At 56.2% G+C, this 21,598-nt stretch carries 25 protein-coding genes; 14 read left to right on the forward strand and 11 right to left on the reverse strand.

The window, feature by feature from the left end; genetic code table 11:
- On the forward strand, positions 1-180 hold the full coding sequence (locus NOX35_RS26615) for a hypothetical protein (RefSeq protein ID WP_256497010.1): 180 nt from the start codon (positions 1-3) through the stop codon (positions 178-180).
- A 44-nt stretch (positions 181-224) separates the two neighbouring features.
- Here NOX35_RS26615 and tnpC read toward each other — a convergent pair whose 3' ends face one another.
- A complete protein-coding gene (gene tnpC / locus NOX35_RS26620) occupies positions 225-572 on the reverse strand; it encodes a Tn3 family transposase post-transcriptional regulator TnpC (protein WP_256497011.1) in 348 nt (115 codons plus the stop codon).
- 220 nt (positions 573-792) lie between these two features.
- A complete protein-coding gene (locus tag NOX35_RS26625; RefSeq protein ID WP_256493646.1) occupies positions 793-2,331 on the reverse strand; it encodes an IS3 family transposase in 1,539 nt (512 codons plus the stop codon).
- A 338-nt stretch (positions 2,332-2,669) separates the two neighbouring features.
- On the opposite strand from NOX35_RS26625, the gene NOX35_RS26630 reads away from it, so the two are divergent.
- Genes NOX35_RS26630 through arsB form a run of 4 tightly spaced genes read left to right on the forward strand, consistent with a single transcriptional unit; the run spans position 2,670 to position 5,330 of the window.
- A complete protein-coding gene (locus NOX35_RS26630) occupies positions 2,670-3,002 on the forward strand; it encodes a helix-turn-helix transcriptional regulator (RefSeq protein ID WP_043859698.1) in 333 nt (110 codons plus the stop codon).
- A complete protein-coding gene (gene arsH, locus NOX35_RS26635) occupies positions 2,999-3,778 on the forward strand; it encodes an arsenical resistance protein ArsH (protein ID WP_043859697.1) in 780 nt (259 codons plus the stop codon). The genes NOX35_RS26630 and arsH overlap by 4 nt, the downstream gene beginning before the upstream one ends.
- Positions 3,775-4,281, forward strand: a complete 507-nt coding sequence (locus tag NOX35_RS26640; protein WP_043859696.1) for an arsenate reductase ArsC — start codon at positions 3,775-3,777, stop codon at positions 4,279-4,281. Before arsH ends, NOX35_RS26640 begins: the two co-directional genes overlap by 4 nt.
- Positions 4,278-5,330 carry an ACR3 family arsenite efflux transporter gene (gene arsB, locus NOX35_RS26645; RefSeq protein ID WP_043859695.1) on the forward strand — a complete coding sequence of 351 codons (1,053 nt, stop codon included), beginning with the start codon at positions 4,278-4,280 and terminating at the stop codon, positions 5,328-5,330. The genes NOX35_RS26640 and arsB overlap by 4 nt, the downstream gene beginning before the upstream one ends.
- Before the next feature lie 224 nt (positions 5,331-5,554).
- Here the strand turns inward: arsB and NOX35_RS26650 are convergent, their stop codons facing one another.
- The gene (locus tag NOX35_RS26650) at positions 5,555-5,986 is read right to left on the reverse strand and encodes a PACE efflux transporter (RefSeq protein WP_043859694.1); all 432 of its coding nucleotides are present in this window, start codon (positions 5,984-5,986) and stop codon (positions 5,555-5,557) included.
- A 97-nt stretch (positions 5,987-6,083) separates the two neighbouring features.
- Here NOX35_RS26650 and NOX35_RS26655 point away from each other — a divergent pair, with 97 nt between their 5' ends.
- Positions 6,084-6,971 (forward strand): LysR family transcriptional regulator, encoded by an 888-nt coding sequence (locus tag NOX35_RS26655; protein WP_043859693.1) that lies wholly within the window; start codon positions 6,084-6,086, stop codon positions 6,969-6,971.
- A gap of 342 nt (positions 6,972-7,313) precedes the next feature.
- On the opposite strand, the gene NOX35_RS26660 is transcribed toward NOX35_RS26655, so the two are convergent.
- From NOX35_RS26660 to NOX35_RS26685, 6 genes are all read right to left on the reverse strand, one after another.
- Complete coding sequence (locus tag NOX35_RS26660; protein WP_043859692.1) at positions 7,314-7,535, reverse strand: hypothetical protein; 222 nt, start codon at positions 7,533-7,535, stop codon at positions 7,314-7,316.
- Positions 7,536-7,711: 176 nt separating this feature from the next.
- Positions 7,712-9,298, reverse strand: a complete 1,587-nt coding sequence (locus NOX35_RS26665) for an ATP-dependent endonuclease (RefSeq protein WP_256497012.1) — start codon at positions 9,296-9,298, stop codon at positions 7,712-7,714.
- A 194-nt stretch (positions 9,299-9,492) separates the two neighbouring features.
- Complete coding sequence (locus tag NOX35_RS26670; protein ID WP_256493646.1) at positions 9,493-11,031, reverse strand: IS3 family transposase; 1,539 nt, start codon at positions 11,029-11,031, stop codon at positions 9,493-9,495.
- Positions 11,032-11,105: 74 nt separating this feature from the next.
- Positions 11,106-11,975 (reverse strand): three-Cys-motif partner protein TcmP, encoded by an 870-nt coding sequence (locus tag NOX35_RS26675; RefSeq protein WP_256497013.1) that lies wholly within the window; start codon positions 11,973-11,975, stop codon positions 11,106-11,108.
- A 101-nt stretch (positions 11,976-12,076) separates the two neighbouring features.
- Positions 12,077-12,862 carry a DUF5131 family protein gene (locus tag NOX35_RS26680; protein ID WP_256497014.1) on the reverse strand — a complete coding sequence of 262 codons (786 nt, stop codon included), beginning with the start codon at positions 12,860-12,862 and terminating at the stop codon, positions 12,077-12,079.
- Positions 12,859-13,497: a LexA family transcriptional regulator gene (locus NOX35_RS26685; protein ID WP_256497015.1), complete on the reverse strand. Its 639-nt coding sequence runs from the start codon at positions 13,495-13,497 to the stop codon at positions 12,859-12,861. Before NOX35_RS26685 ends, NOX35_RS26680 begins: the two co-directional genes overlap by 4 nt.
- A 152-nt stretch (positions 13,498-13,649) precedes the next feature.
- On the opposite strand from NOX35_RS26685, the gene NOX35_RS26690 reads away from it, so the two are divergent.
- Complete coding sequence (locus NOX35_RS26690) at positions 13,650-13,970, forward strand: hypothetical protein (RefSeq protein WP_256497016.1); 321 nt, start codon at positions 13,650-13,652, stop codon at positions 13,968-13,970.
- A gap of 152 nt (positions 13,971-14,122) precedes the next feature.
- Here NOX35_RS26690 and NOX35_RS26695 read toward each other — a convergent pair whose 3' ends face one another.
- Positions 14,123-14,575: an HAD domain-containing protein gene (locus NOX35_RS26695; protein WP_256497017.1), complete on the reverse strand. Its 453-nt coding sequence runs from the start codon at positions 14,573-14,575 to the stop codon at positions 14,123-14,125.
- Between the two features lie 106 nt (positions 14,576-14,681).
- On the opposite strand from NOX35_RS26695, the gene NOX35_RS26700 reads away from it, so the two are divergent.
- On the forward strand, positions 14,682-14,984 hold the full coding sequence (locus NOX35_RS26700; RefSeq protein WP_256497018.1) for a helix-turn-helix domain-containing protein: 303 nt from the start codon (positions 14,682-14,684) through the stop codon (positions 14,982-14,984).
- Here NOX35_RS26700 and NOX35_RS26705 read toward each other — a convergent pair.
- Positions 14,981-15,421, reverse strand: a complete 441-nt coding sequence (locus NOX35_RS26705) for a hypothetical protein (RefSeq protein ID WP_256497019.1) — start codon at positions 15,419-15,421, stop codon at positions 14,981-14,983. The two genes, NOX35_RS26700 and NOX35_RS26705, sit on opposite strands and share 4 nt — an antisense overlap.
- 303 nt (positions 15,422-15,724) lie before the next feature.
- On the opposite strand from NOX35_RS26705, the gene NOX35_RS26710 reads away from it, so the two are divergent.
- The 6 genes from NOX35_RS26710 (at position 15,725) to NOX35_RS26735 (ending at position 21,594) form a co-directional block, all read left to right on the forward strand.
- Entirely contained in the window at positions 15,725-16,036 is a 312-nt protein-coding gene (locus NOX35_RS26710; RefSeq protein WP_371878565.1) for a DNA-binding protein, read from the forward strand.
- 566 nt (positions 16,037-16,602) lie between these two features.
- Positions 16,603-18,081: a SulP family inorganic anion transporter gene (locus NOX35_RS26715; RefSeq protein WP_256497020.1), complete on the forward strand. Its 1,479-nt coding sequence runs from the start codon at positions 16,603-16,605 to the stop codon at positions 18,079-18,081.
- A 19-nt stretch (positions 18,082-18,100) separates the two neighbouring features.
- Positions 18,101-18,958: a universal stress protein gene (locus NOX35_RS26720; RefSeq protein WP_256497021.1), complete on the forward strand. Its 858-nt coding sequence runs from the start codon at positions 18,101-18,103 to the stop codon at positions 18,956-18,958.
- Positions 18,959-19,015: 57 nt separating this feature from the next.
- The gene (locus tag NOX35_RS26725) at positions 19,016-19,702 is read left to right on the forward strand and encodes a hypothetical protein (RefSeq protein ID WP_256497022.1); all 687 of its coding nucleotides are present in this window, start codon (positions 19,016-19,018) and stop codon (positions 19,700-19,702) included.
- Between the two features lie 807 nt (positions 19,703-20,509).
- Positions 20,510-20,893, forward strand: coding sequence for a TraR/DksA C4-type zinc finger protein (locus tag NOX35_RS26730; RefSeq protein ID WP_256497023.1), 384 nt, complete (start codon positions 20,510-20,512; stop codon positions 20,891-20,893).
- Positions 20,894-20,904: 11 nt separating this feature from the next.
- Positions 20,905-21,594: a methyltransferase domain-containing protein gene (locus NOX35_RS26735; RefSeq protein ID WP_256497024.1), complete on the forward strand. Its 690-nt coding sequence runs from the start codon at positions 20,905-20,907 to the stop codon at positions 21,592-21,594.
- The last annotated feature ends 4 nt before the right edge of the window (positions 21,595-21,598 follow it).

The raw sequence follows: 21,598 nt of genomic DNA on the forward strand, positions 1-21,598 counted from the left end.
ATGTCCAACACCAACAAGCCTCTCATCGTCGCTGTGCCGTTGGTCATCGCCAGCTGGCCGTGGTGGACCAATCTGCTGCTGGCTGTTCTGGCCTACTTTCTCTTTGGCTACCTGGCTGAACCTCCCCAACTCATGATCCCTTCGAGGGTAAGCCGGGATAAAGCCAGTTTTGACTCATAAGCCTTTCGGTTATGTGAAATCGTTCCTTTATTCAAAATAGAAACTCAATTTGTCACCTGTAGTGTTTCCAGCGGTTCAATCAGCTTCACCCATTCCTGCAGCGTAGCGATTGTTTGACGGATCTCTGAAGTTGCTTCAAAAGCCAGTTCGGGCAAGCTCTCTTCCGCAGAGCCTGACAATCCGGCCCCGTTGACCACAGCGTGCGCCATCCCGTGAAGCCGCAGCAGTACGTCCCGAAGGCCGTCCTGGCCTAGTGCGTTGCCCACAACTCTGTCGAGCTGTTCGACTGCGCGCAGCAGTTTTGAGGTGTCGTAGGTGCTCTGTAGCCGTGTCAGCGAAGCCCTGTCCAGCCGGCCATAGGCAGTGAGGACGGTGGTTTCTGGATCGCTCATGCTCCTGCTCCCTTTTGGCCGGCTCGCTGCCCATCCGCTGCCACTGCAGCTGCAGCAGCTCGTGCACGCCTGGCCGCCTCACGAAACTGTGATTCCTTGACCCAGGGCTCCGGGGGCCGCTTCAGGTCGAGGTGATAGTTGCCAAACCGCTTGATACCCGAGTGTTAATTTCCATGCAAAAGTGACCCACCGGAGGTGCGGATAAAAACTTGGACTGGTTTTATGCGGCTAGGCCAAGTTTGTTCCGGTATTCCACAGGACTTAGACGTCCCAGAGATACCTTGATGCGTTTTTCGTTGTACCAACGAATGTAAGTATCGACAGCTTCAATGAACTGCTCAATCGTTGTTGATTGCCAGTTGCTAGGATAGAACAGCTCCATCTTTAGCCTTCCAAAGAAGCCTTCGCACGCAGCGTTGTCTGGTGAGCACCCTTTACGAGACATCGAGCGAACCAACTTTGCATCATGGACCCTCGAGAGCCAGCCAGGCCATCGGTAGTGAGCTCCACGATCAGAATGAATCACAGGACGGCTCTCGCTGCCTTGAACAGCATCAATGGCCGCATCCAGCATTGTGTTGACGAGGTTTGCGTTGGGATGAGTCCCAATCGACCAGCTCACCACCAGCCCGTCAAAGCAATCAATGACTGGCGACAGGTAAACCTTGCCAGCAGGAATCTGGAATTCAGTAATGTCGGTGAGCCACTTCTCATTGGGAGCAGCAGCATGGAAGTCTCGATTGATGAGGTTTTGCGGGGCAGCGCCTATCTCTCCAAGGTATGAGTTATATCTGCGGCGTTTGGGCTTGGCCACGATCAAGCCCTCCTGCTTCATCAGCCGGCGAACCACCTTCTCTGAGATGCCCGTGCACTCCTTGAGCAGGGATGCCTGCACCCTGCGATATCCATAGCAACGGTAGTTGTTGTCGAAGATCTCTGTGATGCTTCGGCGTAAATCAACGTATTTGTCAGCCAGCTTCAGCCGAGCACGATGGTAAAAATACGAGCTTCTAGCAAGGCCAACAAGAGAAAGCAGTTCTGGCAATTCATACTGCCCGTGCAACGCTTCAACCAGCACAGCCTTATCTTTGTTTGCCAGCCTATGCAGATCAATGTCAGCTCCATTTTTTAAGATTTCATGGGCCTGCTTGAGAAGCTCACGTTCTATCTTCAGCCGCCGAACATCCTGGCGCAATGATTCAACTTGGCGCCTGAGTGCTGCTTCATCCAACACTGGCGATCGCTTTGGACTGTGTTTCATTGAGGCTGGGGCACAAGGGCCAAGCAACTGATTTTTCCAGTTGTACAAGGTTCCCCGGCATACCCCTAACTTGTCCGCAATCTCCTGTGCACTTGATTGGCGGGCACACAGTTGCACCACGCCCTCACACATCAAAGCATCAGGCTTTGTAGTCGGCCAAGACCTGCCTACTCTCGATTTGCAGGTGTCAGGGCAGTCTTGCCGAACCCACGCAGTCAACGTTCCTCGACCCGGGTAACCCAAAACCCTCATCGTGGCGGCAATACAGCGATCGTGGGCGAGGTAATGAGCAACCGCCACCTGTCTTTGCTGTAGCGAATATTTCGGTGCTCTTGGTGCTTGGCTTACTGGCAAATCCTGATGCTTCAGGTAGTGCTGATACCAGCCTTTCAATGCGTTCTTGGTTGGGTATCCCAACTGGCGAATGGTGGCTCTGACACGCAAGCCAAGCTTAATGTAAAGCTCAACTGCACGAATCCTGTCTGCGTATGAGTACATGAACTACCTCCTGGTAGTCCAAGTTTTTGTCCGCATCCCCTACTAACTCTTGTGGGTCACTTTGAGATGGAAATCAACAGCCCGTTTGTTAGGCGGTACGGGTCGGCACGGTGAGCGCTTGCAAGCTGCGAAAGCCTATGAATGGGTGCGCGACCGGCCATCAACAATCCCTGTCTGTTGGAGCCATCGGCAGTACCAAGCGTTTGCGAAATCGGCAGAGCCTCCATCTCAGTGGACGTATCAACAGCGCGGTAGCAGGCAGGCGCTAGCAGATAGACGCATAGGGATTGGCAGAGGGCCCACTTGCATTAATTCTATATTTTGATTATTATCGAAATATGGAAACATCAAATGCTGTCACCGCACTAGCGGCCCTCGCCCAAGAATCGCGCCTTGCGGTATTCAGACTGCTGGTGCAGGCCGGCCCTGCCGGTCTGGCTGCCGGAAAAATCAGTGAAGCGCTAGGCGTGCCACCGTCCTCGCTGTCCTTTCATCTGAAAGAGCTGGCCCATGCCGGCATGGTCAGCTCGCGCCAAGAAGGGCGCTTTGTGATTTACGAGGCGAACTTTGCAACGGCCAACGCGCTGGTCGCTTTTTTGACTGAAAACTGCTGCGGTGGTCAATCCTGCGAGCTGGTGTGCAGCCCGAAAACCGCCAAGGAGTCCTTATGAGTCTTCGCCCACTGTCCGCGCCGGATGTATTGCCTGCGCTGCATCCGTCTTATGCCAGCCAACGCCCGGCGCTGGGCTTGGCGCCCGATGCGCCGCCGGTGCGCATCTTGCTGTTGTATGGTTCGCTGCGGCCTCGTTCGTTTTCACGCTTGGCCGTTGAAGAGGCGGCACGGTTGCTGCAATATTTTGGCGCGCAAACGCGTATTTTTGATCCCTCAGATTTGCCGCTGCCCGACCAAGTACGCGGCGACGATCACCCTGCAGTTAAGGAGTTGCGGGCGTTGTCCGAATGGTCAGAAGGGCAGGTGTGGTGCAGCCCCGAGCGCCACGGCCAGATCAGCAGCGTGATGAAAGCGCAGATTGACCATTTGCCACTGGAGATGGCGGGCGTGCGGCCCACGCAAGGCCGGACATTGGCGGTGATGCAGGTGTCGGGAGGCTCGCAGAGCTTCAATGCCGTCAACAGCTTGCGTTTGCTAGGCCGTTGGATGCGCATGTTCACCATTCCAAACCAGTCCAGCGTTGCCAAGGCCTACCAAGAGTTTGATGAGGCCGGCCGCATGAAAGCTTCGCCGTATTACGAGCGCATCGTCGATGTGATGGAAGAGCTGGTGCGTTTCACGGTATTGCTGCGCCCGCACCGCGAGCAACTGACCGACCGCTATTCCGAAAGGCTGGCCGCAGGCCAGCCCATCGACCAAGCCACGGATTTGTCATCGATTGCCATAGCGCCGCAATCCCTGGCAGCCAGTTCTGCAGAAAGTACCACGTTATGAGCGAGAAGATATGGCATGTTCTGGTGCTTTGCACCGGCAATTCAGCGCGTAGCATCATGGCGGAGTCTTTGCTGAACGCCATGGGGCAGGGCCGCTTGCGGGCATACAGCGCAGGCAGCCACCCGGCAGGCCAAGTGCATGCTTTGGCCATCCAGCAACTGCAAGCGATGGGTTTGCCCACCGACGGTTTGCGCAGCAAAAGCTGGGATGAATTTGCTGGTGCCGATGCGCCGCAGATGGATTGCGTCATCACGGTGTGCGACAACGCGGCCGGTGAAATGTGCCCATTCTGGCCGGGCCAGCCGATTGGGGCGCATTGGGGCTTTGCAGACCCGGCCGCTGCCACGGGTACAGAGGAAGAGAAGCGCCAAGCGTTTGAGCGGGTCTTTCAGCAGATACAAAGCCGCGTGCGCCTACTCGTTGATTTGCCGCTGAAGACCTTGGAGCCCAGCGCTCTCAAGCAAGCGTTGGCAGCCATTGGCCAAACCGGAGTCGTGGTATGAGTACCAAGGCACAAACCGGCCAAGCTGGCTTGGGCGTTTTCGAGCGTTACTTAACGCTGTGGGTGCTGGCCTGTATTGCCATTGGCGTGGCGCTGGGCCAAGTGCTGCCTGGGGTATTTCATGCGATTGGCCAAATGGAATGGGCTCAAGTCAATTTGCCGGTGGGGCTGCTGATCTGGGTCATGATCGTGCCCATGCTGGTCAAGATCGATTTCAGCGCATTGCACCAAGTCACAAGCCATTGGCGGGGTATTGGCGTGACGCTCTTCGTCAATTGGGCGGTCAAACCCTTTTCGATGGCCTTGCTGGGCTGGCTGTTTATTCGGTATCTGTTTGCGCCATGGTTGCCCGCCGATCAAATAGACAGCTACATCGCTGGGCTGATTTTGCTGGCGGCAGCGCCGTGCACGGCCATGGTGTTTGTGTGGAGCCGTCTGACCAATGGCGACCCGCTGTTCACGCTCTCGCAAGTGGCCTTGAATAACGTCATCATGATTGTGGCGTTCGCGCCCGTGGTCGGTCTGCTGCTGGGCATGTCGTCGATCACCGTGCCCTGGGATACCTTGTTGATTTCAGTCGGGCTGTATATCGTCGTGCCGGTGGTGTTGGCGCAGCTTTGGCGACGCCATTTGCTCAAGCAAGGCCAGGCCGCCTTTGAGTGCGCCATACAAAAAATGGGGCCGTGGTCGATGATCGCCTTGCTGCTGACGCTGGTCTTGTTGTTTGCTTTTCAAGGTGAAGCCATCATTCGCCAGCCGTTGGTGATTGCCATGTTGGCCGTGCCGATCTTGATTCAAGTGCTGTTCAATTCGGGCTTGGCGTACTGGCTAAACAAGCGCGTTGGCGAGCAACACTGCATCGCAGGCCCCTCGGCCTTGATTGGTGCCAGCAACTTCTTCGAGCTGGCCGTGGCCGCTGCTATCAGCTTGTTTGGCCTGCACTCGGGCGCGGCGCTGGCCACCGTGGTCGGGGTCTTGGTCGAGGTGCCGGTGATGCTGTTGGTGGTACGAGTCGTGAACCGCTCTAAGGGCTGGTACGAGAGGGGGTGAGGGTGGACGAGAGCATGCTGGCAAAACCTCTGTCCAGCGCAGCATGTGCAGTGGGCCCTTCACCAGCGCACTTGGGATGCTTGTACTTTTCGCACAGGTATCCCGTACGCGTCACATTGCACATGCCACTGCAGCGCGTCTAGCAAATAGTAAAACGCACAACGTGGCCTGTCTGGCTGGCCGTACTTTATTCAGTCCCAAAGCCAGCTAACCACCAGCGGGCTTCATTGGCTCTGGTTCAGCGCTGAGCTGGGAACGCCGAAGGAGCGGTCGAACGCCCAGTTGTAGGCGAAAGTGAAGAATGGGATGTAGACAATGAACACCAAGTCCAGCACAAGGGCCTGCATCAAGGTGATCTCCAGCCACCACGCGATGAGCGGCACCAGAAAGCACACCAGGGTCAGCTGAAACCCCAGGGCATGCAGGATGCGTCGGCGCACGGTGCGTGTGCGGTCGCGCTGGCGTCGCTCCCATGCCTCAAACAGGTAGTTGAAGGCCAGGTTCCATACCGTTGCCACCCCCGTGATCATCAGCGCCAATGGCCCTGTGGTAGCCGGTGATTCCCCCGTTAGCAAAGTCATCACGACCATGCCCACCGCCAGTCCTAGGGTCTCGTAGCCTCCTACGTAGACCAGCTTGCGTTTTACACCTTGCACTGCACACTCCTATTGAGATGGTTTAAAAATGTGCGGATGTTATATTCAAGTATGTTGATTTTAAAAGTCACATTCTTTCAATAAAACTGATAGATCTATGTCCCTTTCTAGCGATGACATCGCGCTTTTTCTCGCCGTGGTCGACCATGGCTCTTTCTCGGCGGCGGCCCGTGCGCTACGCCGCGTGCCATCTGCAGTGAGCATGGGGGTCGCCAATATGGAGGCCGGACTTGGCTATCCCTTGTTTGACCGCTCGCGCCGCGAGGCCGTGCCTACCCCACAGGCGCTGGCACTGCTGCCGCACGCACGCTCAGTTGCCAGCAGGTTGCGTATGCTGCAGATCCATGCTTTAGAGCTTTCGCAGGATTTGGAGAGCGCACTCACCGTTGGCGTAGCGGCCGGTGTTTCCGACCAGCACCTGCTAAAGGTTTTGGGCCAGCTTGGCAGTCGCTACCCGCTGCTGCGAGTGAATGTGCTTCGATTGCCGCAAGACGAGGTGCGTGCGATGCTGCACCAAGAACAAGTCGATCTGGCGCTGCTGCCCGTGTCCACCGATGTCAACCGGGAAGAGGGCTTCACCCACGTGGCCAATATGCTTTTTGTCGCAGTCGCATCGACCGCTGTGGGCACCCACGGGCTGCCTGCCAATCTGCGGCGTTTAGAGGATCTGAGCGGCAGCCGACAGATCGTGGTGGCAGGCCCGAATGACGATGTCGTAGATCGCCGGCTTTTGGTCTCCGATGCGCGATGGCACGTGAATTCGGTGGAGGCGGCGTTGGCGCTTGTCGAGCTGGGGGCTGGCTGGGCCAACCTGCCTTTAGCCGCGGTTGAGGCGGCGGTCGCGGCCGCACGCGTGCGAGTGTTGGAGTTCGACAACCTAAAAAACGGCGTGGCGATGCCCGTGCATTTGGTGTGGCTGCGCAGAAAACCAGTCAGGCGGGCTGCCAGCGAGGTCATTGACTTGATGCGCTGCGATCACCGTTGACTCGGGTGACTGGGCCACTCTCCGTCCCATGTAAAGCAAAGGTGAGAAGAGTGGTGTTATTGATGTAGTCTTTAACTTGCAAGTTATGCGTTTGTCACTACTGCATTATGTGGCTGCCAAAGCTTTTACACGATGCAATCAACCAATGCTTGAGAGCATTGAGCAAGAACAAAAAAAGCCCGCAATGATGCGGGCTTATCAGCTTTTTATGCCTTGAGCTGCCTGACTATGCCAGACGCGAGATCACTCCCACTCTATTGTAAATAGTAAAATAATTCTATTTATTTACAACAACTTAAAAATAACGATTTCAGCAATACCAAGAAAAATACCATATCCAACTTAGCCAGCTAAAAATCGCTTGTTCTGCCGGTGCTCGCGCTCCTGGTCGGCGATCTCGCCCGGCTGCAATGCTAGCCCGGCATCGGTCATGCGCTCCAGCACGTCGCGTAGGCGGATAGTGCAAGGAATGGCCGGCGGTTCAAACTCGTAGCCTGCGGCGATCATTTCGGCCGCGACTTTCTCGGTAATGAAAAACGGTTCGTTCTGATCCGGTTTCGTCATGTGTCCTTCTCCTGGATATTCGTTTTTGGTCGCCTATATAAAAAGTCATTCCATCGTCTTGAGCACATCGCCGAACGAGGTGGCCGCCATGACTTGATTTTGGGGTCTTATACCTCTCCGTGATCTGCAACTCGCTTTTTAGATTTGATAGGACTCACAAAAACAGCCTATATTAATTATCGCGCAAGATGCTTTTCAAACGCTGCGTTGATGGCTTTGAACAGGCGTTCGAACTGGCCTTCGCTTCCTGCAGGCAACACTGACGACGGGTCGCTTGCCATCTTTTGCAAGAACAGCCTTGTCGGGCGCGTTTTGTGAAAGCCTATCGACAGTGAATCAAACGCCGCTTCGAAGCGACGGGCTATGCGAGGAATGTGGGTATTCAGTTCCAGCGTCTTGCCCTTGAGTTCCTTGGCGTAGGCTTCGCGCACAAGTGCTTCGTAAACCGCTGGGTCCAATATATCTTCAATGTCGGCTTCGGCGGGTGGCTCTTCGAATGCCTCGCTCGCGAAAACGACACTATCCGACCGAATAAGCCTGCCCTTGACCAAATCATCCCGCGTTGCCTTGGCGTCCTTCTCGTCATCGAACAGAACCAAGACCTTCAAGTGTTCCGACGTCAGCAACGCCACCATGTAGTGAACTTTTTGCGCGCCCCCGGCAGGCGTCACGGTCAGCCGCTCATCAAGACCGACTTTGCCTTGGTCATTCAGATACGCGGAAACTGCCGACAGAATCCAAAAGTCGGTGACGCCTTCAACGACCAAATTGCTCGGTCCGATAAACAGGCTTTGAGCAAGGTCGTATCCAAGAGCGGCTTGCAATGGGAACAGGGTGCGCGCATCACCGTTCGGATCATTGGAAACGGTCGTGCCTTCTTCTTCGGCGATGTTGACCGTTCGAACCCAATCCAGTTGGTGTGTCGGAACCATGAATGGGGAATGCGTCGTATAGACGATTTGGTTGGTGAAATCGTCTTCTAGGTGACGGAGCAAGTCTCCTTGCGAACGCGCATGGAGATAAAGGCCGGGTTCGTCCAGAAGCAAAATCGCGCCGTCCGCTTCGCCGTCTTCGGTATCTGCCGCGAACACGATGTAAAAGGCGAAGAACCATTGAAAGCCACGGCTTCGTTCATCAAGGTTCACTTCAACGTCATATACGCTGTTGGGATCGGAAATCAGCGTGTCGAAGTGTTGCGCGTCTAAGTTGAACCGCACCTTCAATTCGCGGTCCTTCCAACGCTTGCGAATAGCGGTTGTGACGACGGCACCAGCGCGGTTCGCCAACTGCCCACGTGTTTCTTGGTCGTTGATTTGCAATAGTTCTTGCAGCTTTTTGGGGCTTAATCCCGCGACTTTGCACAGCTTTTCAAAGTTTATGTCGGCCGCTGTTTGCTGTCCTTCGCTCTTACGCTTGAGAAACTTCGCAATATCCTGATGGCCTTTAATTTCAGGATAGTCTTCAAGATACATGAATTTGGGTAGGCGCTCGACGACCCAACCTCGCGCCTTTGTGTGGGCTTCTTCGTTTCCCGGGATGGCTTCTGCCATTTCTTCCAACGCGACAATTTTTTGGTCTTGTGCGTCGGTAAGTTCGGTATCCGCCGCTGCAAGCGCCTGCCGAAGCGCGGCAAGAGCCGGGGTCGCGGATTCTGCCCATTTGACGGCGGTCGCGCCAGCGCCGATAGCGGCAATGAATGCGTCCGAAGCGCGCTCCAATTTCGACTTGGCGTCGTCGGTTAACTTGGACGCTTTCGCTTTCACCGCCGCGTCAATCTTCCGCGCTTCGGTCTTGATGGCCGCAAGGTCAAAAGCCGCTTCCTGTCCGTCGATACCGACGTAACGCTTGTCGCCGTAACGACGGCCAACTGTGACTTCTGATATGCCTTCGGCGGCTGGCTGTTAATTTCCATGCAAAAGTGACCCACCGGAGGTGCGGATAAAAACTTGGACTGGTTTTATGCGGCTAGGCCAAGTTTGTTCCGGTATTCCACAGGACTTAGACGTCCCAGAGATACCTTGATGCGTTTTTCGTTGTACCAACGAATGTAAGTATCGACAGCTTCAATGAACTGCTCAATCGTTGTTGATTGCCAGTTGCTAGGATAGAACAGCTCCATCTTTAGCCTTCCAAAGAAGCCTTCGCACGCAGCGTTGTCTGGTGAGCACCCTTTACGAGACATCGAGCGAACCAACTTTGCATCATGGACCCTCGAGAGCCAGCCAGGCCATCGGTAGTGAGCTCCACGATCAGAATGAATCACAGGACGGCTCTCGCTGCCTTGAACAGCATCAATGGCCGCATCCAGCATTGTGTTGACGAGGTTTGCGTTGGGATGAGTCCCAATCGACCAGCTCACCACCAGCCCGTCAAAGCAATCAATGACTGGCGACAGGTAAACCTTGCCAGCAGGAATCTGGAATTCAGTAATGTCGGTGAGCCACTTCTCATTGGGAGCAGCAGCATGGAAGTCTCGATTGATGAGGTTTTGTGGGGCAGCGCCTATCTCTCCAAGGTATGAGTTATATCTGCGGCGTTTGGGCTTGGCCACGATCAAGCCCTCCTGCTTCATCAGCCGGCGAACCACCTTCTCTGAGATGCCCGTGCACTCCTTGAGCAGGGATGCCTGCACCCTGCGATATCCATAGCAACGGTAGTTGTTGTCGAAGATCTCTGTGATGCTTCGGCGTAAATCAACGTATTTGTCAGCCAGCTTCAGCCGAGCACGATGGTAAAAATACGAGCTTCTAGCAAGGCCAACAAGAGAAAGCAGTTCTGGCAATTCATACTGCCCGTGCAACGCTTCAACCAGCACAGCCTTATCTTTGTTTGCCAGCCTATGCAGATCAATGTCAGCTCCATTTTTTAAGATTTCATGGGCCTGCTTGAGAAGCTCACGTTCTATCTTCAGCCGCCGAACATCCTGGCGCAATGATTCAACTTGGCGCCTGAGTGCTGCTTCATCCAACACTGGCGATCGCTTTGGACTGTGTTTCATTGAGGCTGGGGCACAAGGGCCAAGCAACTGATTTTTCCAGTTGTACAAGGTTCCCCGGCATACCCCTAACTTGTCCGCAATCTCCTGTGCACTTGATTGGCGGGCACACAGTTGCACCACGCCCTCACACATCAAAGCATCAGGCTTTGTAGTCGGCCAAGACCTGCCTACTCTCGATTTGCAGGTGTCAGGGCAGTCTTGCCGAACCCACGCAGTCAACGTTCCTCGACCCGGGTAACCCAAAACCCTCATCGTGGCGGCAATACAGCGATCGTGGGCGAGGTAATGAGCAACCGCCACCTGTCTTTGCTGTAGCGAATATTTCGGTGCTCTTGGTGCTTGGCTTACTGGCAAATCCTGATGCTTCAGGTAGTGCTGATACCAGCCTTTCAATGCGTTCTTGGTTGGGTATCCCAACTGGCGAATGGTGGCTCTGACACGCAAGCCAAGCTTAATGTAAAGCTCAACTGCACGAATCCTGTCTGCGTATGAGTACATGAACTACCTCCTGGTAGTCCAAGTTTTTGTCCGCATCCCCTTACTAACTCTTGTGGGTCACTTTGAGATGGAAATCAACAATCGCGCGCCTTGTAGTTGTTCGACAGGTGCACGAGCCAATACGTCCAAGGACTGCTACCGAGCGGCGTCACATAGAAGATGGTGGAATGTCGCGCGCCACTGGTCCGTATGAGCGCATTGGCCAAATTACGCTGAATGGCCGCTCGCCAGGCGGGCCCGCTCGTGCCCCGCAAGGATTCGAGCGCAGTCCAATCGATGTACTCCGCGAAACCCATTTGCGTCATCTTCTCGCGGCTCTTGTGGTTGTCGCTGAGAAAGGAAATCAGGCTATCGACGCCGAAAGTAAGAATGACCTCGGCACCTTCGATGGTGCTAAAGATTTCTTTGAGCAATGCGCCAGGGACTTGGTCCCAGGCGTACTGATCAAGGAGGAATATCGACCGGTGTTTTCTAGACCTGCTCTGAATGTCCTTCCGGATCCCAGCAAAGTTATTCTGAAACGTCCCTGGCAAAGTGATGATGTCTTGTCCCTTGCGATGAACCCCATATCGGGCCGTCAAAAGCGCGTTCAGGTATTCAAAGTTTGAGCGCGTCTTCTCGACGAAGTAGTAGCGCACATCCAGGGTACGCGGCTTCTCGCGACCCACGTTCAGAAGTGCACCTTGCTCGGTCAACGCGTCAATCACGATTTGTGGGGAGCCAGGCACGAATTCGCCCGCCTTCTCCCCGCTGTACTCTCCACCCCCCGCAAAGCCATCCACGATGGAAAGGACCAGCCGATCAATGACGTAGTTGCTCATAAGCACCTGAACATAGCGGCTCAGGTACTCCCGGACGATTTCATGTTTCACAACACTGTGGGGGTCCAGCGGTGGTGGTGAGGAACCAACTACCCAAACGTACTTATCGGAGTGTTTCACCATCTTTGTTGTTGCTGAGGACCTGCTGCATGATATCGCCGCGCTACCGAGTGCAGAGCCTCTATAGCCAAGCTCAACTCCTCAAGAACCAAGGTCTTGAAACTTCAACACTGTGCTGTTTGTTCCAGCCTTATGGGAATGGTCACACGCTGAACAACGGTCGTTGGCATTTCGTCCCAAGTACGTCCGTTGAGTTCGCGTCCGTTGGCTGCCTTCGCACGTTTCTTGCCATCTGCACCCCAGCCACCCCATTGCTTGAAGAAGAATGCGACCTCTTGTTCTTGGCATTGAACACGCACAGCCTCCGCCCATTCAGTTTTCATCGGACGCGCCTTTGGCCCCGATTCACCACCGACGATGACCCAGTGAATATCTGTCAGGTCAAGCTCGCCCACATCGGAAAGAAGCGGTTCTACGGAAAGAAACCGAATACTCGCCGGCACCTTGCGCAGATGATCGATGCGAGGCACTCCATATTTTCGGTCCTCCACGGACACGCCTAGCCAAGCGTTGCTCGGAACAGAGCGACGCCGGAAAAAGCGTTCCATCCTGGCAGCCCGTTTCGTCAGAATTTGGTACGTGTGGTGTGGCGTCTGCGCAATCACCTCAAACACCTTCTCAATGTACTCATTGGGTACCCGCTCATGAAAGAGGTCGGACATTGAGTTCACAAAGTAGACCGTCGGCTTCTTACGCTTGATGGGATCATTGAGGCGGTCCGGCAAGAGCGTCAAAGCAAATCCGTTCTCATAGCCCGGCGTGCCCATTGCCTTGAGTCGTTTTGCCATGGCTTCCGCATAGCAGTGTTTACACCCAGGAGAAATCTTGGTGCAACCCACTGTTGGATTCCACGTTTGCTCTGTCCACTCAATTTTGCTGGTCGTTGTCATACCGTTACCCCCCACTTCGTTAGCTTAGCCTTGCCGGTTGGCGGTGGTCTAAAAGTTCGCACAATTCCCCTGACCACACCAATGATCCTCAGCGATTTTTGAGGTTCTAGAGGCTGCATGCTGGCGTTTCGAGGCACTAGGCGAGGCCGTCCCTCGAACATCTGGAATTCTTTCACCGTGACGTGGCCATCCGCCTCCGCAATCACGATTTCGCCTGGTGCAGCTTGATGCGCAATCTCAACCGCTGCGATGTCCCCGCTCAGGATCCCAGCGTCCACCATTGAATCGCCGCGCAACTTTACAAAGACGGTTTTTGAAGGCTTTGCCGTCAGCATTTGGTCTAGAGCCTGAGCTTGCATAAGGCCATTGGCCTCAAAGTCGGCACCAAATCCTGCGCGCACCTCGTCGTTACTGAGGTCCAACGTAAAGAATCTCTCGCTCGGTGCCACGCGTCCCCCAGGAGACTTCACCAAGTGCCCACTTGAGATGAGTCGGCCGATGAGCTTGAAGGCGGCGTTTTTGGCCTTGAACCCCAGATGGGAAGCGATCCGACTGTAAGACGGAAAGCATCCCTCACTCCTATACAGCGCTCGGAGACTGAGCAAATGCATCGTGTCGCGGTTGGTTCGGGCCATGCTCGATATGTTAGTGAACAAACGTACACTAATCAAATTTGACTCACCAACGCGCCTTCAGGTGTCCAGCAGACTTTGATCTTTCCCCTGAAGCGCCTGCTAATCAGAACTTGCGACTACCATTGGGCAGACCGCGTCAAACGAGATCACCTATGCAGATTTTTGCTTCCGGCGAAGGCCGTAAATTGAATGCTCCGGATGAGTTCTTGCCTCAGGGATCTGTAGGCAAGGTGGTGGGTCTCATTGATCTGGGGAAGAACAATGGATCCAATCATTTCGGTTGGTCTGGGGTCAAACCGGTCATTGACTTCGAGGACGACGCTTACGTTCTGGATTTCCCAGAGCACACCCGCTTGGTAACCGACGATGGGCTCGAACTCACACAGACAGATGCAGGGGAAGTTGGAGGCTGGTGGCCCGATTCTGGCGATATTCAGCGCTATGGACTGCGCTGGATCGAATTGACATACTGAGCCATCCTTCAACTTGCCAAGTGCAGCTCCAGTAGAGCCGAGCGAGGGGGCAGAAAGGTGGCCCCCACTTTTCCGACGAGAGGTATTTTCACTATCGGTGAGCCCCAGCTTTGTTATCTGAGGGCCTGTCGTCTACCTTCCCGGCTGCCTTTTCAAAGAAGGCTTTGAAGACGAGCTGCAAGTTGCGAACCGGTAGCCTGCGTTAGCCCCGCGCGGCCATCGACCAAAAACAATGACTTGCAAAACGGCCGGAATAGCCAAGATCGATCATCCACGGCCACCCAGCTGCGATGCGGCATTTCGTTGGCCCAAAGCCAGGCGTGGCACTCCGCCTCCCGCTGATAGCCAACTAGCGTACTCGGGACGTTCGTTAGATCGCAATATCTGGGGGTGACGCCTTCGATCATCGCAGCAATGTCCGGAGAGAACCTTTGCAGTAGACCCTCATAGGATTGTTCCAGTCGCCAAGTGCTGGTGATCACGACTTGGCACCCTGGTACATGCCGTAGCGCATCTTCGAGGATCGGTAGGCAGCAAAAATGCTTGGCCGCATTGCAATGCTCCGGATGCAAGACACCATCGAAGTCCAGAAAGAGTATGGGCATGGCGCTAGTTCAGACACAGATTTCCAACAGGAATAAGTTCGATTAACAGTTCAATGAGACTAGTTGGTCGTGGTCTTTTTAGTCCCGTTGGGCGGAAATCGAGGGAATGTCTTCCCGAAAGCGTGTCCGTCCCCAAGCCGACTTTGGTCGAGCGCTTCAGCAATTGCGCGCGGCACGGGGCCTCGTTCAGGAAGACATGTTGCTCGCAACGAGCCGCCGTCACATCAGCCGCATCGAGCAAGGTCATCAGGTCCCCAGCCTGCGCACCATCGAAGTGTTAGCCCAGCACATGCAAATCCATCCTTTGACGTTGGTGGTGGCGGCGTACTGCCCGGAGCTGGATGATGCTTCGGTCAATGAACTGCTCAAAACCGTCAAAACCGATTTCAAGAGCATTGTTCCCAATTAAGCGGTGCAAGCCGATTCGGCGTTCTCCTTGGCATCCTGAACCAGCATGATCAGGGCCTGCAACAGGTCTTCGCCCAACGGCGAGGGATCACTGCGGTTCAGCATCCGATTGACGATCTCCCGATCGACAGCAGTGTTCAGCAAACACAATGCCGCCTGCAGGGTATCCAACCCGATTTCGAAGCTCTCTTCTGAGCCTTTGGCACCCGCCTTTGCAAGGAGTAGCAGGGTAAGCGGCAAAGCCGCACGGGCTGGATCATGGTCCCCGCTCCAAGCGATGCCCGACAGGAGATCTCTGAACTGGTCTGACACCAACAAAAGCTGGTTGTCTTCGAGTGCATCCGGCAAGATGGCTTCCCATCCCCGTGATGTCACCAAGCCCATCATGTCCTGGGCTCCAAAGTTTCCGAGAGTCGATTTTTCCAAACGCAGCATCATTCGCCATTCAAGTTAATATGAGACTAATTGGTCCCTTTCGAGACCGTGGCCTGCGAAGATAGCGGAGCAGGAGTGCCGTTTAGGTCGCCGGAGCTTGTCTGACCTTCAATGGGAAGTTAGGGGTTGCCCGACCGTTTGCATGGGCAACCAGTCTGTTGTCTCAATTGTTTGACCGTTTTGAAGAATCGCCTGGATCTCGCCCGCTTGGCCGAACTTGACAGGCAGTTTTGCGACTTCGCGAAACTGCAGCGCCCTGCAACGCCCAGGTGTGGATGGGCTAAGACGGTGCGCTTGGCACTGGGAATGAGTTCAAAAGCCTTGGGGGAGCGCTTGGGCATGACCGCTCAGGGTGCGCGGAAACTTGAGCAAGCCGAGGCAAACGGAACCATTACGCTGAACACGCTCGCGCGCTTGGCCCAAGGCCTCGATTGCGATGTCCACTACACGTTCGTCCCTCGAACCAGTTTGGTGGAGCAAGTGCTCAGGCGTACGCACGAAGCCGCCGGGATTGCGATGCCACAGACTTTCAAGCTCAGGGAGATGCTGAACGAGCCACAGTCGCTCGCAGCGCTATCCACGGTACTCGCCCAGGTGAACAAGAGAGGGCTCTGGTGATTGAGAGCCTCAACGTCTCCACCAGACGCCTACGCGGCCGTGATTGCGACCATGGCCCAACTCAAAGTGAGGGTCGGCCAGGATTCCTTCGAAAATCGCAAAAATCTATGGTGTATCAACGATTCATTTCGCTCCCATTGAAGATGGCGCGCGCCGTCGCATTTGTGCAGGTTTTTCCGAGATGCGTTTAGCCGCACACATCCCACCTGAATGATCGAAGACCTTCAAATTAGTTAAATAGGGCGTACCTCGTTACAATGGTGCGATGCACAACTTGCTGCGACCCTCCCTGCACAGCTCGGGCACAGCCCGAAGCAAGGAATTGCCACGCGGTTTTTTCTGCTCCGTGACACCGCCATAGCGCTGTGTTTGCGTTAGCCCTAGGCGCCCTTTAGGCGTGCCTTGCGGCCCATTATTTCCTCCCGCATTTTTCGTTTCGCCGCTTCAAGCGTCCTTGTCTCACAGCAAGGGCTACGCATTTCGCGTCGGCAAGCTAGCCACTTCGCTCCCGAGCCGATCGGTTCCCATGGTCGCTGCGCGTCGTCTTTCTTTTTTTGCCTCTGCCTATGAATCTCTCCTCTATACGCCAAACGTGGTTTTCCAACATCCGTGGAGACCTTCTGGCTGGCATCGTCGTCGCTCTGGCGCTGATTCCTGAAGCCATTGCTTTTTCCATCATCGCGGGCCTTGATCCCAAAGTGGGGCTTTATGCCTCATTCAGCATCTGCGTGATCATTGCCTTTGTGGGCGGGCGGCCCGGCATGATCTCCGCCGCTACCGGCGCCATGGCGTTGCTCATGGTCACGCTGGTCAAGGAACACGGGCTGCAGTACCTCCTGGCGGCAACGATTCTCACCGGAGTCCTGCAAATTCTGGCAGGAGTATTGAAACTGGGCCTTTTGATGCGCTTTGTGTCGCGCTCAGTCGTCACCGGGTTCGTCAATGCGCTGGCCATCCTGATCTTCCTGGCTCAGTTGCCGGAACTCACCAATGTGGGCTGGCAGGTGTATGCCATGACAGCTGGGGGCCTTGCCATCATCTATGGCTTCCCGTACATCACCAAAGCCGTTCCCTCTCCACTCATCACCATTGTTGTACTGACGGTCATCTCCATGGCAATCGGAATGGACATCCGGACGGTGGGCGACATGGGCGAACTGCCCGACAGCCTTCCGGTGTTCCTGATTCCAGACATTCCGCTGAACTTCGAAACGCTGAGAATTGTTCTTCCCTACTCTGCCGCGCTGGCAGTGGTGGGCTTGCTTGAGTCCATGATGACTGCCGCAATCGTGGATGACCTGACCGATACCCCCAGCAATAAGAACCGCGAATGCATGGGCCAAGGCGTGGCAAACATTGCTACCGGTTTTATCGGCGGCATGGCGGGTTGCGCCATGATCGGGCAATCGGTGATCAATGTGAAGTCGGGTGGTTTCACCCGGCTGTCCACTTTTTCGGCCGGTATCTTTCTGCTTTTGATGGTGGTGTTCCTTGGCCCCTGGGTCAAGCAGATCCCCATGGCCGCTCTGGTGGCGGTAATGATCATGGTGGCCATTGGCACCTTCAGCTGGGACTCGGTGCGCAACCTCCGCCAGCACCCACCCAGCTCGTCCATCGTGATGATTGCCACCGTGGTGGTGACTGTGTCCACACATGACCTGGCCAAGGGCGTGTTTGTGGGCGTGCTGCTGTCGGGCATCTTCTTTGCACACAAGGTGGGTCGCGTGCTGCGCGTGGACCGCACGAGCGAGAACGAGGGGCGCGAGCGGGTTTACACCGTTGTGGGCCAAGTATTTTTCGCGTCGTCAGAAACCTTCTTGGGCTCATTCGACTTCAAGGAAGCCGTTGAGAAGGTGCGCATTGACGTGAGCGGTGCCCACTTCTGGGACATCACGGCCGTCAGCGCGCTGGACAAGGCCGTTCTCAAGTTCCGCCGAGAAGGCACTGAGGTGGAAGTCGTGGGCATGAACGAAGCCAGCGCCACGCTGGTGGACCGCTTTGCCATTCACGACAAGCCCGGTGCTGTTGAAAAACTGATGCACTAATAAACCAGGAGACAAAGACATGAACAAGGTATACGCCTGCATTGATGGCCTTGCGGCTACAGCCGCCGTGATCTACTGGGCCGCTTGGTCCGCCCAGCGGCTGGATGTGCCGCTGGAGTTTCTCCACATTCTGGAGCGTGACCCGGACCGCTCGGCCGCCACCGATCTGAGCGGGGCCCTTGGGTTTGGCGCGCAGGAATCCCTGCTGGGTCAATTGAGCGAGATTGATGCGCAACGTGGAAAGCTGGCCCAAGAGGCGGGCCGCCAGATGCTGGCCAAAGCCCAGGAACGGGCGCGCTTGTTCGGCGTGCAAAAAGTGGATGGCCGCATGCGCCACGGCGAGGTGGTGGATGGCGTGTTGGACATGGAGCCGGATGCACGGCTGTTTGTGCTGGGCGAGCATTTCCACGCGACCGGTTTTGCCAAACTGCACCTTGACCACCATGTGGAGCGCGTGGTCCGGGCCGTCAAGCGCCCGGTGCTGGTGGTCACGTCCGAGCATTTTGCCGAGCCTGAGCGCTTTGTGGTCGCCTACGACGGCAGCGCTACCGCACGAAAGATGCTTGAAACCCTGGCTCGCAGCCCCATGCTCAAGGGCATTCCAGCGCTGATCGCCATGGCAGCAGCAGACACGCCCGAGTCCCATGTGCAACTGCAAGAGGCCCACAAGGTGCTGACTGATGCAGGCTTTCTGGCCGCCACGGTGTTGCTGGAGGGCGAGCCTGAACAAGCGTTGCCTGAGTTGGTGCAGGCGCAGGGCAACATCCTGCTGGTGATGGGCGCCTACGGTCACTCCCGCATTCGCCAGTTGGTGGTGGGCAGCACCACCACAACGCTCTTGCGTTTGAGCAAAGCACCGGTACTCATCCTGCGCTGACAACCGAACCTGCCGCCCACCTCGTGGGCTGGCAAACCAACCCCAGGAGGGCACCGTTTGCTTCGTTTCAACACATGGTGGTTAGTCGGCGCTGCCGCAATAGTCGGCAAACTGCTTTGGGCAGCGCTCTCTGAAGAGACTCTGTTCGCAGTGATGCAAGAGGACGGATTCATCGAGTCACTCACGCTGGGGTTCTATGCGGTGGCGTTTGGGACAGTGGCGATGGCGCCAGCCAGGGGGATCCGACACTGGACGTCTTCGCGTGTAGCGCTGTTGATCGTAATTTTTGGTCTGGGCGCCCGCGAGTGGGATGCGCACATCCGCCTGACGGGGTCCAGCGTCCTGCGTGTTTCCTACTATCTCAAGGGACCGCTCTCGGGAGAAAAACTGTGGGCGTTGTGCGCAGTGGCTTTGTTTGCGGCGAGCCTGTTGTGCCTCGCGTGGCACTACACCCGTACACTGCGCCAACGTGTGCGCGGAAGCGACGCGATCCGCTCGGCAGTGATTGCATTCATTGCAACAGCCGTAATTGCCAAAATGCTGGACCGGGCCGTCAACGTCCTGGCGCAGGACTTTGAATGGGTGATACCGGTGACTTTCGCGATGCTGATGCTCTCCATTGAGGAGACGCTAGAGCTTGCTCTGCCGTTGATTGTGGTCGCCGCCGCATGGCAACACGTCCGCACTTTGTACCCACATGGATCTCGCAAACAACCGGTGGGCAGCACGGCCCAGTCCGGCTGAAGACTTGAAGCATCGGCTCGGTTCTTCTACCATTGCCAGTTCACAGTCCCGCGCATTTACGTCTATCAGTCCCATGTAGTTCTTCACATCTCAGGTCGCACCCTCTCACGGAGGGTCTCTTAAAAACCCGCCGAGCCCACGCCTCGGCCAGGCTTGCACCTGATGTGATACCGCGTCGCCTCGGCGCCCCTTCCGAGGCTGTCAGCTTGTCTCCCATGTAGTGGCCGCTTGGCTTGCGCATTTTTGCGTGGGTCCCTGCAGCTTGCATTTGAAGGAGCATTGACATGCTTTTGCGAACGACTTCACACCTTTTTTCATGGGGCACCCGCCCCGTGAAGCCGTGGCGAGAACAGCGCCGGGCGCAAGGGCGTGAACGATGACGGCCCCACTCCTTGAATCAAACGCCCTGATGGACCTGTGGTCGGGTTCCATCGGTTACCTGGGCTATCCAGCACATCCCGCCGAGACCCGCGCGCGCGAGTCCTCATTGCGCGACTGCACTCTGGAGGCCGTGGTCCTCGGGCCCATGCAGGAGTGTGCAATCCCTGTCCTCATACAGGGAGAGCGACATGCCATCTTGCCAAGGCACGAATTACCAGACTGGTTTCATACCGAGTGGGGCGGGCATGTCCGCGAAGGGCAGCGCCTTCTGGTCCGCGTCGTCACCATCCGCCCAGACGGGGTCGCCCTGGTTTCCATGCGGCCACCAGCGTGACACCACCCAGCGCCATGACCATGCCATGGCCCCCGGGTGCGTTCTTTCAATGAAAGGGGCCTTCACGGTCGCCTTTTGCAACAGGAGTATTGATGGCACAAAACAATCTGTCGAATGCCGAATTGAGCGCTGTGGAATGCCGCCTTCAAGCCCTGCACCAATCGGTTGAGCACAGCCTGTCCATGGCGCGCGAGAACGCCGCCACGGTGATCCTGGATCAATCTAGCGTAGGACGCCTTTCGCGCATGGACGCCATGCAGCAACAAGCCATGGCTTCCGTCCAGCGGGAACGCATGTTGATTCAGCAGCGCCGACTGAGTGCGGCCCTACAGCGCAAGGAAGCGGGCACCTTGGGCATGTGCTGTCAGTGCGAGTTGCCGATACCCCTAGACCGTCTGCTGAACGACCCTGCAACTCCCTTCTGCGCAGATTGCCAGGAAGAAATCGATGAGCGCCGCCGGGAGGCATCACTGTGAGGCGCTCGCACATGAACGCCTTCCATGACGATTGGGCTGGCGCCAGTGAGATGTCCGCAGAGATGCCCGCGTGGATTCGGGATGTTTGTGCCAGGGACACCACAGACCTGCATGAGGAGCGCCTGGCTGCCGTGCTGGGCTACTTGCGGTCGGTCGGTGCCCGGTCTGTGCTGGACCTGGGCTGCGGCGAGGGCAGCCTTTTGCTGCGGCTTGCGCAGGAGTCTCAAATCAATCGCATTGTCGGTGTCGACATTTCCAACTCGTCGCTGGCGTGCGCGCAGCGGGCTCTGGACAACCTGCCGTCCCAACCAGCGCCGCAGATAGAGCTTCGCTGCGTCTCTTTCATGGAGGCGAATGCAGAGTTTGTCGACTTTGATGCTGCCGTGTTGCTGGAGACGATCGAGCACGTGGACCCCCAACACCTGGGGCGCGTTGAAGAGGCGGTTTTTCGCTCGTACCGCCCCAGGCACGTGATGGTGACCACTCCCAACCAGGACTACAACGTCCTGCACGGCATGCACCCCGACGCGATGCGTCACCCCGATCACCGATTTGAGTGGGGCCGTGCCCGCTTCAGACGGTGGGCGCTGGGCGTGGCCTCGCGCCACGGCTATTGCGTGCGCTTTGACGACATCGGCCCGTTTGACGCCGAACTAGGCGCATCCACGCAGTCAGCCATGTTTCAAAAATTGAGCTCGTGACCAG

The sequence above is a fragment of the Comamonas sp. C11 genome (assembly GCF_024496285.1).
Taxonomy (GTDB): domain Bacteria; phylum Pseudomonadota; class Gammaproteobacteria; order Burkholderiales; family Burkholderiaceae_C; genus Comamonas; species Comamonas testosteroni_F.